The 15,092-nt window shown below is 61.0% G+C and carries 14 protein-coding genes; 3 read left to right on the forward strand and 11 right to left on the reverse strand.

Annotation, left to right across the window (positions count from 1 at the left end):
* Position 1: 1 nt before the first annotated feature.
* From A0U94_RS04375 to A0U94_RS04400, 6 genes are read right to left on the reverse strand one after another with little or no spacing between them, the layout of a single operon-like run.
* Positions 2–1,072, reverse strand: a complete 1,071-nt coding sequence (locus A0U94_RS04375) for a glycosyltransferase (protein WP_077802555.1) — start codon at positions 1,070–1,072, stop codon at positions 2–4.
* Positions 1,069–1,824, reverse strand: coding sequence for a nucleotidyltransferase family protein (locus A0U94_RS04380; protein WP_077802556.1), 756 nt, complete (start codon positions 1,822–1,824; stop codon positions 1,069–1,071). Before A0U94_RS04380 ends, A0U94_RS04375 begins: the two co-directional genes overlap by 4 nt.
* Positions 1,821–2,636 carry a sterol desaturase family protein gene (locus A0U94_RS04385; protein WP_077802557.1) on the reverse strand — a complete coding sequence of 272 codons (816 nt, stop codon included), beginning with the start codon at positions 2,634–2,636 and terminating at the stop codon, positions 1,821–1,823. The genes A0U94_RS04380 and A0U94_RS04385 overlap by 4 nt, the downstream gene beginning before the upstream one ends.
* Positions 2,633–3,742: an LptF/LptG family permease gene (locus A0U94_RS04390; protein WP_077802558.1), complete on the reverse strand. Its 1,110-nt coding sequence runs from the start codon at positions 3,740–3,742 to the stop codon at positions 2,633–2,635. Before A0U94_RS04390 ends, A0U94_RS04385 begins: the two co-directional genes overlap by 4 nt.
* Entirely contained in the window at positions 3,739–4,893 is a 1,155-nt protein-coding gene (locus tag A0U94_RS04395; protein WP_077802559.1) for an LptF/LptG family permease, read from the reverse strand. Before A0U94_RS04395 ends, A0U94_RS04390 begins: the two co-directional genes overlap by 4 nt.
* On the reverse strand, positions 4,890–5,843 hold the full coding sequence (locus tag A0U94_RS04400) for a metallophosphoesterase family protein (RefSeq protein WP_077802560.1): 954 nt from the start codon (positions 5,841–5,843) through the stop codon (positions 4,890–4,892). The genes A0U94_RS04395 and A0U94_RS04400 overlap by 4 nt, the downstream gene beginning before the upstream one ends.
* A gap of 120 nt (positions 5,844–5,963) precedes the next feature.
* On the opposite strand from A0U94_RS04400, the gene A0U94_RS04405 reads away from it, so the two are divergent.
* Positions 5,964–6,929, forward strand: coding sequence for a diacylglycerol/lipid kinase family protein (locus A0U94_RS04405; RefSeq protein ID WP_244178064.1), 966 nt, complete (start codon positions 5,964–5,966; stop codon positions 6,927–6,929).
* Positions 6,922–7,860 carry a hypothetical protein gene (locus tag A0U94_RS04410; RefSeq protein WP_077802561.1) on the forward strand — a complete coding sequence of 313 codons (939 nt, stop codon included), beginning with the start codon at positions 6,922–6,924 and terminating at the stop codon, positions 7,858–7,860. Before A0U94_RS04405 ends, A0U94_RS04410 begins: the two co-directional genes overlap by 8 nt.
* Positions 7,861–7,896: 36 nt before the next feature.
* Here A0U94_RS04410 and spt read toward each other — a convergent pair whose 3' ends face one another.
* The 5 genes from spt to A0U94_RS04435 form a co-directional block, all read right to left on the reverse strand.
* The gene (gene spt, locus A0U94_RS04415) at positions 7,897–9,090 is read right to left on the reverse strand and encodes a serine palmitoyltransferase (RefSeq protein WP_077802562.1); all 1,194 of its coding nucleotides are present in this window, start codon (positions 9,088–9,090) and stop codon (positions 7,897–7,899) included.
* Positions 9,087–9,341 carry an acyl carrier protein gene (locus A0U94_RS04420; RefSeq protein WP_062027581.1) on the reverse strand — a complete coding sequence of 85 codons (255 nt, stop codon included), beginning with the start codon at positions 9,339–9,341 and terminating at the stop codon, positions 9,087–9,089. Before A0U94_RS04420 ends, spt begins: the two co-directional genes overlap by 4 nt.
* Positions 9,342–9,455: 114 nt before the next feature.
* Positions 9,456–11,267: a fatty acyl-AMP ligase gene (locus A0U94_RS04425; protein ID WP_174694410.1), complete on the reverse strand. Its 1,812-nt coding sequence runs from the start codon at positions 11,265–11,267 to the stop codon at positions 9,456–9,458.
* Positions 11,267–12,397 (reverse strand): hypothetical protein, encoded by a 1,131-nt coding sequence (locus tag A0U94_RS04430; protein ID WP_077802563.1) that lies wholly within the window; start codon positions 12,395–12,397, stop codon positions 11,267–11,269. The genes A0U94_RS04425 and A0U94_RS04430 overlap by 1 nt, the downstream gene beginning before the upstream one ends.
* Positions 12,394–13,761, reverse strand: a complete 1,368-nt coding sequence (locus A0U94_RS04435; RefSeq protein WP_077802564.1) for a lipopolysaccharide biosynthesis protein — start codon at positions 13,759–13,761, stop codon at positions 12,394–12,396. The genes A0U94_RS04430 and A0U94_RS04435 overlap by 4 nt, the downstream gene beginning before the upstream one ends.
* Before the next feature lie 226 nt (positions 13,762–13,987).
* Between A0U94_RS04435 and alr the strand changes: the two genes are divergently transcribed.
* Positions 13,988–15,091, forward strand: coding sequence for an alanine racemase (gene alr / locus A0U94_RS04440; protein ID WP_077802565.1), 1,104 nt, complete (start codon positions 13,988–13,990; stop codon positions 15,089–15,091).
* Position 15,092: the final 1 nt, after the last annotated feature.

The raw sequence follows: 15,092 nt of genomic DNA on the forward strand, positions 1-15,092 counted from the left end.
CCTAAAAGCCCGGAATGCGGTCCAGTACGGCGTTGCCGTTGCGGGTGAAAGCATCCGGGCCGAAGCGTTCCAGAACCCGCTTGCGGGAGCGTTCGCCCATTGCTGCCAGATCGGCGGGTCTGCCGATCAGGTCCGCCAGAGCGGCTGCGAGGGCCGGGGCATTGTCGAATGGAACGATGCGTCCCGTCTCTCTGTCGAGAATGCTTGATGGCAGCTCCCCGGCAGGAGTTGCGACAACCGGCAGTCCGCAGGTCATGGCTTCATGCCCTGCGACACACATCCCTTCCCAGTGCGACGACTGGACGTAGAGGTGCAGGGTTTTCAGGAAATCCAGAGGCTTTGACGTATAGCCCGGAAGGTCGATCGGCAGATTGCCGGCCGTGATACGGGCCTGAAGCGCGCCATGCAGAGGGCCGTCGCCTGCAATCTGAAGACGAAACGGTGGCAGGTCGGGGTGATCCTTCAACAGGGCCACAGCCTCGCAGAGGATGTCATAGGCCTTGACCGGATTCAGTCTTCCCAGTGAGCCGACGCGTACGATTTCGCCCTCTTTCCACGGTGTTGCGATGGGCGCATCCGGATCAGCGCGGAAAATGGGCCAGGCCACGAAATTATCGCTGAGGCCGAGCTCTTTTGCAGCGAACGTGATGACAGACTGGGAGTCTGCGACCCAGAGCGTGGTGTAGGGACGGCACAGCCGGAGAAGAAACGCATTCGCCTTCTTGAGGCGTCCGCAATGCTGCCAGTGGACCGTCGGAGTCTTGCGGCGCAGGGCGACGAGTTGTCCCAGAAGCGTGGCGCGGCTCAGCGACGTCCAGATCAGGTCAGGCTGAAACGCTTCCATCTCGTCGCGCAGCCAGCGATAGGCTGCAATATGGTCGCGCGTCGTACCTTCACGGACGCGGACGGGAATGCCTGCGGCTTCGAGCAACGGAATCGCGAGGCCGTCCTTGCGGGCCAGCGCGAAGACGGTCACCTCTCCGCCGCGTGCTTTCAGCACGGATACGATATCCGGAATGGGAAGCTGTGCGCCGCCACATTCGAGCGAATTGATGATGTAGGCGATTTTCATGGGGTCGTCTGGGCCAGAATCTGTTCAGCCAGCGTCAGGTCTGAGGGTTTGTCCACATCGACCGCTGCACGGCCGTCCGACAATGTCACCAGCCGGACATTGGCTCCGGTGAGTGTCTGGATGCGACGGCACAGGGCTGCGGAGTTGAGCGTGCGCGTCACGGCGCGCAGCAGCGTGCCGAGGCCCAGCGTCAGAGCCATCCGGAGCGGGCGCTTGCGGTTCTGCTGAAGGCGCTTCCACAGTTCGATGACGTTCCTGCCTTTAGGGGTGCCGATCAGGAACAGGTTGCAACCTGAAAAACTCATGTCCGACAGGTGGATGTAGGTGCGTTTCGTGCCGGGAACGTCGCGCTCAACCGTCGCGCGGAGTGCGACACCAGCCGCCAGATCGCAGCCCTGTGCCTTGGCGAGGAACTCCTGGATCCATTCCGGGCGCAGAAGCGCGTGATCGGCCGTCGTCACCAGACAGGGCGTGCCGATCTGCGCGATGGCTTCGGCCACGCTTTCGCTGGGGGAGGAGGCGGAGCGCAGGACCCTGGCATTGCCTGCGAGGTCCCTGATGCAATCCGGGTTTTCGATGCTGATCGTAACAGGGCCGAGGCCGGGTGTGCGGGCGATGGTGGCGAGCACGCGGGCCAGCATGGGCTGACCTGCGACGGGAAGAAGCGCCTTGTGGGAGACCTGCCCGAGTTTTGCGAGAACATCATTCTCGCCGTCCCGGGAGCCGGCGAGGACCAGAACCGGAAGGCTCATGCCGCGCGGTTACGGTCTGGTGTCGTGCGGGATGCGGCCGGACGGGCCCCGTCCGGGCGATCTTTCGGCGGCGAGCCGGTCAGGTCCATGACCCACGGATAGCGGTGTGCTTCTTCAATGTCGTAGCCGAGATTGAACACATGCTTGCTGCGGGGGCGGTCGCGCGCTTCACGGTAGAAGCTGCTGAACAGACGGTCAGGCACATAGTTCGTGATGCCGTAATTGCCGTCTTCGTCGTGGAAATGATGCAGGACGTGCAGCTGCTTGATGTCCGCTACCCATTTCCAGCGCGGCTTGTAGGCCAGATGCTGGATGCAGTGGAAGAATTCATAGATGCAGGTCATGATCAGCGCGGTCGAAAGAGCGCAGAACGCACCGCTCCACCCTGCGATCAGACCACCGATCGGCATCGTGATGATGGCCATCGTCGGCACTGTGTTCAGCGGGGAGCCGAACAGAACGTCCAGAAGATGCGGGTCCTGATGATGGTCGAAATGGATGCGCTTCCACAGGGAGGCGGTCCAGTGGTTGCGATAGAGCCAGCGTCCGTGAAGGATGAAACGGTGGATCGCATACCAGGCCAGCGGGTAGACCACGATCACGACGGGGACGGGGATGAGCGTCATCCACAGACTGGTCGAGAAATGTATGGCCGCCCAGGCAGCGCCCGCGATCAGGGCGAAATAGAGCAGGATTGTCGGATAGGTCAGATAGGCGAACCAGAGCTGGGAGAGGTTCATCTTCCCCAGATCAAAGCTGCGGCCAGTCCGGATGGCGGACATGTTACGCCACGGTGCAGTGAAAGTGCTCATCGTTCCTCCATCCGCAGGATCCAGGTCAAACCCAGAAGGGCGCCAAGCAGCGGCCCGACGCTGACAGCCAGCGGTGCTGGCAGCGTGCCTGCGTTTCCAAGTGCGGAAATCATTCCCTGCAGGATGACGAAGCCCATTCCGGCGCCAAGAACATACACCGGAAGCGGATTTCGAAGTCCTGCCCGAGGAGGGATATAGATCACCGGCAGCGTCAATAGAAGCATTACTGCAATTTCAAGCGGTAAAATCATGCCACCAAAGAGGGCCATACGGTATGTGGCCCGTGGCAGACTTGCAGGGGCGCCCCTGTGCAGAATGGCGCTGATCTGACCCGGGGTGACGAAAGCCCCGTTCTGGGACAGCGTCATGATGGTGGACGGGGTGGCGGGAATGATGAAGGTGCTGTCGCCTCTTGTGACATTCACGAACGACTTGTCTTCGGAAAGGGAAAGATCCTGGGCCCCATCCGGGTGCCACCGGCCCTGTGTGTAGGTCAGGGTATTCGTATGTTCGGTTCCGGTCAGTAGTCCTGTGGCATCACGGTGATAGATCGTCACATCCCGCAGGAAATATCCGCCCTGGGCGATCTGTCCGATCCGCACCAGCGTTGGCCCTGCGCGAAACCACAAAATGTCGTCTTCAGGCTGTCCGTCCTGCCCGGCCAGAGGGTCTGTCCTGTTCCACCATGTGGTGAGGGCATTTTCACAGGCGGGGACCAGCCAGTACTGGGCGCAGGTTCCGCAGAGACCGACAATCAGGACGGCGGGCAGCAGCAGCCGATACAGCGCGGCTGTCGACAGTCCGGCCGCACGCAGGGCCGAGATTTCGCTCGACAGCGTCATCTGTGTGAGGAGAAAGAGCGCGCCGACCATGAAGGCCAAAGGCAGGATGTCGATACTCAGTGCCGGCAGATGCAGAAAGGCGAATGTCAGGATTCCGCGGATACCGAGATGCCGGTTCAGGATCGGCGTCGTCTTCTCCATAAGGGCCAGGATTTCCAGCAGGGAGACGAGCACGACACCGCACAGCACGAACCGGCCCAGCAGGGCCCTGTTGAGCGCCCTAATCAGCACAAAGCGCGGCATGGAAGGCTGGGAGTCGCTCATGCTACAGCCCGTTTCAGCAGGCGACGGCGCCAGGAACCGCGGGACCGACGCAGCAGGGCCGCGAGACAGCCCAGACAGAACAGTGCTTCAGGCACCCAGATTGCCAGCCAGATCGGCAGACGGCCCGTTGAGGCGAGGCTGTGACCGAACATCAGGGTCTGGTCAAACCCGATCAGGATGACGGCAACTGCGATCAGACCCCAGACGGATTTGCGCCGTCGTGCGCTGATGGCCAGCGCGACCGCCAGTGGAGGAATGAAGGGAATGGCGATGGCGCGGGCCATGCGGAAGTCCATTTCAGCCCGGAGCGTACGGTATTCGATACCCGGCAGGCCGTAGCGCAGATCATGGGCCAGTTCGAGCAGGGTTAGTTCACGTTCGTCCGCTCCGCGTGATCGGAAAGCGGTTTCCTTGTCTGGCCGGTCGATGACGCGGACAACATGCTCGAAATGCGTGACCGTCGGCTTGTGGGGATGGGTGGCCTGAAACGGATCGTCCACGATTTCTCCGTTCCACAGGTCGAGGCGCGTGCTACGCGTCTTTTCCGAAATGGTCAGCGCGCCGGTCTGTGCCGTGATGATGTGGGCGACGCCACTGGCACTGACTTCGCGGATAAAGACCCGTCTGAGTCGGGTGCCCGCATGGCTGACACTGTCCGCGGTCATAACGGCCTTGCTGGAGGTGGAGGCGAACATTCCGGCCTGAAGATGGGGCGCCCAGCCGGTATGTTCCGCGAAATAGAAGCCCGCGCGATAGTCATACCGGGCAACGGGCTGGATATAGCCGTACAGGAACACGCTTGCCGCCCCAATAAGCAGGCCGACGATCATGAAGGGACGGCTGATCCGCATGAGCGAGACGCGACCGGCCTGCAGGGCGTCGATTTCGTTGTTGTCGCTCATGCCGCGAACGGTGAGGAACACTGCGATGCACAGCGCCGCAGGCAGGGCGATGCCAAAATAATGAGGCAGCAGATCGGTCAGAAGCGCAATGCAGGTCGCAAGTGAACTGCCTGCAGAGGCGAGATAATCGAAAAGCGACAGCAGGCGCTCGAGAAGCAGGGCGACCAGCATCGCCAGAAGCGCGATCGCAAACGGCGGCGCCATCTGTGTCAACAGATAGCGGTCCAGAATATGGGCCCGCTGTTTCACGTGTCTGTCCTTCCTGCCTGTTTCCGCCCGGAGCGTTCTTGCCTGGACCGTTTCCAAGAGGACCGTTCGCTGACCGAACCATCCAGCCGGTGACGGGCCAGATCAATGTGCCAGCCCCCTTCATATGGGTGGATTGTCAGATGATTCCAGCAGGCCTGCCGGTGAGGGCGTTCATCCGTAAGGGAGGCCGAGGCCACGCCCAGCAGGGGAATGTCCGTTCCGGCGATATGGGTCAGCGTCGCATCATGGGAATGACCATGCAGGACGATCTCCGCTCCGGTCCGCCGCAGGAGGGCGGCAACCTCACGATGGTCCAGCAGGGATTTGCGCCAGGGGACGAGGCCGCGCTTCGGCGGATGGTGGATCATCACGACCCGGCACAGTCCCTCCTGTCCAAGGTGCTCCAGCAGGGCTTCGAGGCGCTCCCGCTGCCTGCGGCCGACGCGGCCATACGCCATGAAGGGCGCTGTGGGTATGCCGGAATTGACACCGACAATCGCAATGCCGTTCTGGATGCGCACATACGGATATTGCCGCGCGGACCAGTGTTCCCACTGGCTCAGCCCCGCGGAAGCTGGTTGCCGGACCATGCAGTCATGATTGCCGGGGATCACGAGGGCCGGAGCGGGCAGCGCTTCCAGCCAGCGGGCGGCCTCGGCAAATTCGTCCGGCGTCCCGAAATTGGTCAGATCCCCGCTCACGAGGATCGTATCCACGCCGGTGTGTCCGATATCCTTCACTAGGGCCGCGCAGGTCTGCGCAAGATGGACGTACTGGCGGTGTTTCTTCCAGGACAGGAGGCTCAGGGCGCGCTTGTTGAGCGCAGCGCGCCAGTGAACGGCCGGCGGGGGCAAATGCGGGTCTGAAATATGGGCCAATGTGACATGAGGCGTTGTGACAGGGGACGTGTGCCGCGATGCGAGGGGATCTGCGGGCAGGTCAGGGGTCATGATCAGAAAGAGGCCTTGTCAGTATCCACGCCATGAACCGGCGCCCGGGACTGCCGGAATGTGCCGTTCTGGCAGTTCCATCATAGCCGTGCTAGACCCGCCCGCATAGCCGAACGCCATATGAAGATTGCCTCCCCAGTGCGCATAGCCTTGATCCATAATGCCCGTAGCCGGAAAAACCGCCGGAACGGTTCCAGTTTTGCTGTCGAGGCCCAAGCCCTTCTGGGGAAGGATTTCGTTCCCTCCGACAGCCGGGAAGGGACCACTGACCATGTCCGCCAGCTTTGCGAGCGGGGGATCGACACCATCATTATTGATGGCGGAGACGGGACGGTCAGCACAGCTCTGACCGCTATTGCGCGCGCTTATCCCGCAGACCGCCTGCCAGATATCGTGGTTCTGGCGTCTGGTAACACGAATCTGATTGCCAGCGACGTGGGGTTTGGTCTGCGTGGCATGGACGCAATCCGCCGCCTGAAGGCAGGCGCTCTGCGCTCCAGCATCCGCACGCCCGTTCGCCTTTCCTGGCCCGGAACCGACCGCATGCCCGTACTTGGGCTTTTCGGGGGATGTGCCGGATTTGCGCGGGCCGTCCGCATCGCCCATTCGCCAACGGTGCTGCGTTTTGCACCGCATGATCTGGCCGTAGGGATCACCCTTCTGACCACGTTCGTCAGTCTCATGTTCCGAAAAAGCCGCGAAGCCTGGCTCCGGGGAGATCCGCTGCGGATCGAAACAGGCGGACATGTCTATGACGGGCAGAGCTTCATGTTTCTGGTGACGGGGCTGTCGTGCCTGTCACGCGGGATCTGGCCGTTCTGGGATGCCGAACCCAATGTGGAGGGGCTTCGGTATCTGGATGTCGGCGCACAGCCTGACAGTCTTTTGCGGGCCACATGGGCGCTTTTGTGCGGTCGCGCGCCACGCTGGCTGCGTCGTCACCCCGATTATGTCAGTGGTCGTACTGACGATATGACCCTGGTGACGGAAAGCGATTTCGTACTCGACGGAGAGGTTTTCAGTGCCGCGCCGGATGGCGTATTGAGACTGGAGCGTGCGCCCAGCTTCCGGTTCCTTCATGCCTGATGCGCTCGAACGGCGCCTGATCGCTGAACTGACCACTCCTGTCGATCCGGGTGTCAGCGCCTTCGCTGATGCTTTAGCCCGTGCCTGCCCCGAACTGCCTCTTGGCGTGCTGTTTTACGGCTCGCTTCTGCGCAAGGCCGATCCGGATGGCATCCTTGACTTCTATATTGTCACCGAAAATGCAGAAGGATTTTCAGGCGGCCTGATCGCCCGGACCGGAAACCTCGTGCTGCCGCCCAATGTGCGGTATTCGGAATTCCGGTATCAGGACCGCGTTCTGCGTGCAAAGATCGCAGTGCTCTCCCGTGAGCAGTTTGCTGCCCGCACCAGTCTTGGAGCCTTGGACACGACGATCTGGGCCCGTTTCTGTCAGCCGGTCCGGCTGGTCTGGGTGCGCGGACCGGAAAGTGCGGACAGTCTTCTCACCCTGATTGCGGGATGTGTGACGACGGCGTCATGCTGGGCTGCCCTGTTGGGGGCGCCTTCCATGACGGCGCTGGAGTTCTGGAAAACCCTGTTCGCCCATACGTATGCGTCCGAACTTCGGGTTGAGAAAAAAGGGCGCGGCAACAGCATTCTGGAAGGACAGGAGGCGCGTTATGCGGCCCTGCTGCCGCTGGGATGGGCAAGGGGAGGGCTTCAGTTCTCCGCTCATGGCGATGCCCTTGAGCCTGTTCTGAGTGTGGCCCTGCGCCGAAAAGCCGCCCGCCGCTGGGCGCTGGTACAGACATCCGGTCGTCCGCGGAACGTCGCCAGACTGCTGAAAGCAGCTTTCACCTTTGAAAACGGCGCGTCTTATCTAGCATGGAAAATACAGCGCCATACCGGTTTCGACATGCAGTTGTCGCCCTTTGAAAGCCGACATCCGCTTGTGATGCTGCCACGGCTTTTGTGGCGTGCGCGAAAACTGTTGGACCGTTCAAAAACATAAAAAAGGGGGATCCGTTGGATCCCCCTTTTTTATGGATTACAGCCCGAAATGTCTGGCGACTTCGCCGAAGACAACAACCGCGCGGTCGATTTCCTCAGGCGAATGGGCGGCCATGACCGAACAGCGCAGCAGGGGCCGGTTGTCAGGCGTTGCCGGCGGCAGTGAGAGGTTCACATAGACGCCGTTTTCCAGCAGCGCGTTCCAGAAGGCGACGGCCTGATCCACGGTTTCGAGCGTCACTGCGACGACTGGCGAAACATGCTCGCCGGTCTTGAGGCCGGCTTTCTGAAGCCCGGCATGCAGACGCGCCGCATTGTCCTGCAGCTTCGTCCGCAGTTCCGGACGCTCGTGCATGTCCTCGAGTGCTGCCATGGTGGCGGCAATGATCTCGGGGGGAAGAGACGCCGTGAACATGTAAGGCCGTGAGCACAGACGCATCAGGTCCACGCCATCGTGGTTTGTGACGCAGTAGCCGCCGACGGTGCCAAGCGACTTGGAGAAGGTGCCGACCACGAAGTCGATTCCGTCCTCGCAGCCTTGAACTTCCGCAACGCCACGGCCATTCGCGCCCATGACGCCGAACGAATGGGCTTCGTCAGCCATCAGATAGGCGCCGTGGCGCGTCTTGATGTCGACGAATTTATCCAGCGGGGCGACATTGCCCGTCATGGAATAGATGCCCTCGGCGACGATCAGCTTCGCGCCCGGATGATCCTTCAGGCGCGCCAGACGCTTCTCCAGATCGATCGGGTCGTTGTGGCGGAAGCGGATGACCTGTGCGCCCGACAGTTTTGCGCCGTCATAGATGCTGGCATGGCTGTCCGCATCGAGCAGCAGGATGTCGTCCTTGTTCACAAGCGCCGAAATCGTGCCGAGATTGGCCTGATATCCGGTGGAGAACACCATGCAGTGCTTGCGACAGAAGAATTCGGCCAGGCGGGCTTCCAGCTTGCGATGTAGTCCAAAAGTGCCGTTTGCGATGCGCGAGCCCGTCGTGCCGACGCCCATCGTCTCCGCCGTTTCCACGGCGGCTTCGATGGCTTTTTTCGACTGGCTGAGACCAAGATAGTTGTTGGTCCCGAACAGGAGCGTTTCGCGGCCTTCGATGATGCCGACGCTGGCGGAAACCGGCCGCTCGATCACGACTTCGAACGGATTGCGCGGTGACGTCGCCGTCAGGGCGCCATAAGCTTCCCGCAGTCCCGCATGTTTGGCGAAAATATCGATCACGCCTGGGCGACTTTCAGCGCATGCAGGCAGCCGGCCAGATCATTGATGGTGCGGATATCAGCCAGTTTGTCGAGAGGGACGGAGACGTCGATTTCGTCTTCGATTTCCATAACGAAATTCATGACGGCCAGGCTGTCAAAGGCAAGATCTTCGACAATCTTGCTGTTGCCATCAATGTCCCGGGGAACTTTCGGGTTGGCAAGCAGTTTCTCAATGATCATTGCGGAAATGTCGGTGACGCTGTCAGTCATGGACTTCAACTCTCGATGTCTGTGCAATCTTGGGCAAGCCTTATGCTCCAAACCCGTCCCATTCGCCAGCCCTCTGTCTTTTTAGGCAGTCTGGCAATCGGGAACGGACAGGATTCAGGCGGCCGAAGACGTGGTTTCGGGCTGCTGGTCAAACTGCCCGGAGAGCAGCATGGTCTTGGCCCTGGCACGGGTCAGCTTGCCGGAGGATGTCTGGGGCAGCGTACGGGGCGGAACGAGGATGACGTCGACATCCACCCCGTGCTGCCGACGGAACAGACTCGTAACCTCGTCACGAAGCTGGTTGCGGCTCGCATCCTCGCTCGCGCGACACTGGACGAGGGCTACGATTTTTTCGCCTTCCTCGCCATCCACTGAGAACACGGCCACGTCACGCGAACGCAGGGTCGGAATTTCGCTTTCGGCGGACCATTCCAGATCCTGCGGCCAGATATTGCGGCCATTGATGATGATCAGGTCCTTGGCGCGTCCTGTCACGACGATCTGACCGTTGAGGTGATAGCCAAGGTCGCCGGTATTCAGCCAGCCATCTGCATCGAGAACTTCTCCGGTCTCGTCAGGGCGGCGGAAATAACCGCACATCAGGCTTGGTCCACGGACATAGACGGTTCCGACCTGGCGGTCCGCCAGATCATGGCCTGCTGCATTCCGGACCTCGATCTGGTGATCGGGCAGAGCTGCACCACACAGTACAAACGTCCGCAGCGGGTGGGACGGGTCGTTGGAAGGCTCGGCAATGCCATCCTTCTCGAGACGGCGCAGATCAATGGTATCGGTCTGGATGCCGGTGTCGAGCGGTGCGAAGCTGATGGCGAGGGTCGCTTCCGCCATGCCGTAACTTGCAACAAAAGCGCTGGCCCGAAACCCGTTGGACGCAAAACGCTCTGCAAAGCCCTCAAGGATATGATGGCGGATCATGTCGCCGCCGATGCCGGCGATGCGCCAGCACGACAGGTCCAGATCGGCCTGACCGCTGCGGCGGGAGCAGAGTTCGTAGCCAAAAGACGGGCTGTAGGCGATCGTCCCGCGATTGCGCGAGATCAGGTCCAGCCAGACATGTGGACGGCGGGCGAACTCACGGGTCGGCAGCAGGTCCACGGAAAGCTGGCAGGTCAGGGGCGTCAGGAAGAAGCCGACAAGACCCATGTCGTGATAGAGCGGCAGCCACGAGACGCAGCGGTCATCACGCGGGTCTTCGGCCGGATGAACGTGAAGGCCGTCCCGGGCAATGGCGCGGGCGTTGGCCATTCCGGCCGCCTGCGTGACCGAAACACCCATCGGAAAGCGCGTGCTCCCCGAGGAGAACTGGAGATAGGACAGGGCCGTCGGAGAGATTTCCGGCAGTTCGACGCGGGCCTCGGCATGTCGGTTAAGATCGGCAGGAGAGCCGCCGAACACCAGATCCAGCCCCTCCACGATGTCGCCGGTCCAGCTTCCGATCACATCGGGCACCACGACGGCACGGGCCGCAGCGCTCTGGATCATGCCACGCAGGGTCGCCACATAGCCGTCCTTGCCGCCAAAGGCGACAGGGAGGGGAAGTGGCGCCGGAACGAGGCCGGCATACTGGCAGCCAAAGAAAATCCGGGCGAAATCGCCGTCGCTTTCCGCAACGATCGCAACACGGTCGCCGGGCGTGAGGCCAAGACCCAGCAGACGACAGGCCATGGAGCGCGCCTGGTCGCGAAGCACACGGTAAGGCAGAGCTTCGAGAAGCTGCCCCCGGCCGGAATAGATGTTGAATCCGCTCTCACCCTGCGCCGCGTAGTCGAGTGCGGCTGCAAAGCTGGGGAAATCTCCGTAACGTCGTTCCAGACCGGATCGGCTGGGCGTCGGGACGGGATTGGCGGTTGGGTTCTGGTTGGCCTCGGTCAAACCTGGACTAGCTCCGTTTGGATCACCTGACATCAGGCAGCCCTTTTCAGAAAATCGACGATTGCGTCCGCCGCAGCGGGAGCAGTGGGTTCATCACCCAGTGTTTCGAATGTCTCTAATACATATTGGCGCTGAGCCTCAAGAAAACGAGGATGCGTTTCGAAGGCATTCTCGATCTTGTCGCCCAGATCCAACACATTTTCTGTCACCGGCCCCAGCGTCCAGAACTGATAATCCGGGTCTCCGTGCCATTTTACGTGGTGGGCATTGAGAAACAGACAAGGACGTGGGCGGATCATGAATTCGGCCACCTGACTGCTGACATCCCCCAGATAGAGGTCTGCCCCCATCGTATAGGTCATGTCGATGCTCCGGTGGCTTCCGGGGTCGATCAGCATGTGCGGGAGATGCCCATACTGACGCTGCAATGCCTCGCCTTCCTCGCGACGGTTGTCGAAAAGACGGAAATGAGGCGCGAAAACAAGGTTATAGCGGTCCTGTCCGGCAAAGAACTTCAGAATCTGATGTCCTATTCCGGGCCAGGAAGACAGACGGCGTACGAAATGCGGATTATACAGGACTGTGGGCCGGTTGTTATTAAAAAGCTTCGGCCGCTTTGCATCCATGCGCCGCACGAGATCAAACTTGGCATAGGTGCCGCGATGATAGGCGCCGGGACGGATGATCCCTTTTTCCAGCATGCGCTGTTCTACCTTGCGTCCGGGGACCAGAAGGAAATCGAATTTGCCAAGATGGCTGGCAAATCCGATGGCCCGATCTCCGGCCCCATGTCCCGTCCAGATCATCTTCGGACGTCGTACTCCCATACGGCGAAGTTGCAGGGATGTTGCTTCCGGCACGATGATGGCATCGAACCCCCGGAAATAATGCCGGGATGCGAACAGGCCGATCAGCCGGTCCACCACCCGCAGGCCATGCTTTTCGATGCGACGGCGGAGTTTCTGGGAGATGGGCAGCAGATCGAACTGGACGCGCGCCTCAGGATAGAGGGTTGCGAGGGAGCGGGCCAGTTCGAGATGGCTGACGGTCAGGCAGGACACATGGACCGCCACGTCTGGATGGCGCGCAGAAATCTCCAGAGCAACGGGCAGGGCGTGCAGGGTCTGGTGGCGCTGGCCGATGAGGGGGAAGGCCACCTTCATGCTGCAAGCCCATCGGGGCTGCGGGCCGCGCGGATCACGAGGACCAGTTGAATCGTGATCAGTAATGTCACGCCGCAGAACGTCGCCGGCCCCACGCCACTCAGCCCGTACTGGCGGACCATCATGACGAGTGCCGGGAGAAAGAACAGGCATTCGAGAATGCGTGCGCCGATCGCGGCGCCAGAGCGATTTGTCGTAAACAGAAGCGGTTCCAGTGGCAGGCCCCAGACAGTCACGACTTCGGCGGCGAGCAGCCACAGCGTGACGGGAAGGGCTTCCGTTGCTCCGGTGTGTCCGATGTAAAGCTGAAGCAGCGGGCGTCCTGCGAACAGTGTCAGCAGGAGCAGGGCCGTCCCGATCCCCCCGGCCATCAGGGCGATCTGTCCCGTCATGCGATACAGGCGGTTCATGGCCCGATCACGCCATAGCCGGGCCATTTCCGGATAAACGGTCGTCTGGATCAGCGTGGCGGGTTTTGCGATTCCCGCGGCGATCTGGCTTGCAATCCGGTAATAACCTGCGCTGGTCGGACCAACGAATGCGCCGACCACGAGCGTGCCGATATGTCCGAAGGCAAGGGCAAGCGTGGAGTTGAGGTTCGTGTTCAGCGCAAAACGCCAGATCCCGGGATAGGTGCGAAAAAACTGTCCGCTCAGGAGTTCGAGGATAATGCCGCGCATTTCCTGAAAAAGTCCGCGAATCAGGTCGCGGCGATACATTTCCCGGGCCGCCATGAAGAAGATCGTGCCCCAGGCGGCGGCTTCGGCGGCAACCCAGACGCTGGCGAGTGCTGTCACCGAAGCCCAGCCCAGAGCCATCGAGGCCGTTCCGATGACCCGGACGATGGTGGCGACGGTTCCCTGAACGGCCAGCAGATCGTAGCGGTCGAACACCCGCAGCAGGCCGGTCGCGGTCGCGGACGCCATAAAGAGAATGGAAACGCAGTAGACGACGCCGATGATATGGATCTGGGGTGGCCATCCCAGAAATTTCATGGCCAGAAGACTGATGAGAACGCCGCCACCAAAGCCCAGAAGTCCTCCCGAAGTGTCCAGAAGAAGGCTGAAGGAGACGATTTTCTGGAAACTGCTACGGTCCCCCTGCGTCAGGGGTTTCAGACCGTAATGCAGAACGGTCTGCCAGGACTGGAAGTCAACGATATCACCCATCGTCCGCGCGAAGGCATACATCATCGCAACGAGCCCGAAGCCGTAGCTGCCCAGCAGATGGGTCGCAAGCCAGATGTGAAGAAGGCTCAACGGAGCGTTCACGGCGCGCCCCCCCAGAAGGACGCCCAGATTGCTCATGACACGCTGGATACCGCCGGGTCTCGCTGCCTGGGAAGACGATGAGTCGTCTGACATCAATTTATGGAAACTTTCGTGACAGTCTTGTCGTTAACGCCGGTCTGGAACAGAAATAGGCGTTTCCCCGGAAATCTGAACTCACTTTTTGTGACGGAAAATTGCGTTCGTATACGGACAAGAGCGTCTTGTTGCGCAGAATCTCCGTTCTGAAAAGAGGGGCGAGAACGTTGCTTCGTGCGACGGGAGTGCCATAAAGGGGCATTACATCCTTGCGGACGGCCCCATGCACATATTTTCTCAGGACGACGCATCCGCCAGGGCGGGGGCATGGCTGACCGTAAGCCTGAAAGCCATTGCCAATAATTACGGTCTCGTTGCCAGGCTAGGCGCGGGGGCTGAATGTGCCGCGGTGGTCAAGGCGGATGCCTATGGACTGGGAGCGGCGCAGGTTGCGCAGGCCCTGGCCGAGCGGGGTGCCGGAACATTCTTTGTCGCGCATCTTGATGAAGGCATTGCGCTACGGGCTGTACTGCCCCAGGCACGGATTTTCGTGCTGCATGGCTTCATGCCGGGTTGTGAGGGCAGTATGGCGGCTCACGGCCTCATCCCCGTTCTGAACAGTCTCGATCAGGTACGGAGCTGGAAACGGTTCTGCGAGCAGGCGGGGCAGGCTTTTCCGGCGGCGCTCCAGTTCGATAGCGGGATGTCGCGCTTCGGTCTGAGTATTGAGGATCTGGCGGAACGCGCCCTCTTCAACGGGCTGAACCTGCAACTCGTCATGAGCCATCTGGCCTGTGCGGATATGCCTGACAGCTCGGCCAACGAGATGCAGCGACAGCGTTTTGTGACGATGGCAGCGGCTTTTCCCGGTGTTCCCCGCTCTCTGGCGGCATCATCGGGAATTTTTCTTGGTCCGGACTATCATTTTGAACTGATCCGGCCCGGCGCGGCCCTTTATGGAATTGCGCCTTCCGAAGGACGTCGTGTTCTCGCGTCAGTCGTTTCGCTCGATGCACGGATTGCACAGATCCGGACGATACAGGCCGGAGACCGGGTGGGATATGGCCTGAGCTGGACGGCCCCGAAAGCCACGCGGATTGCCACGCTCGGCCTTGGATATGCAGACGGGTTTTTCCGTGCTCAGGCCGGTCAGGCAAGTGTCTGGTATGGCCGAACGCGGCTCCCGGTTATCGGGCGTGTCTCAATGGACAGCATTTCCGTGGATATGACCGAAGCGCCTGCCGACCTGAAAGCGGGAGATGTGCTTTCCGTTCTCGGCCCGCAGCAGGATGTGGATGCGCTGGCACGGTCCGCAGGGACGATCGGATACGAAGTCCTGACCGCGCTCGGAAGCCGCTTTCATCGTGTTTACGTGCCGGCGGGCTGAC

The sequence above is a fragment of the Gluconobacter albidus genome (genome assembly GCF_002005485.1).
Taxonomy (GTDB): Bacteria; Pseudomonadota; Alphaproteobacteria; order Acetobacterales; family Acetobacteraceae; genus Gluconobacter; species Gluconobacter albidus.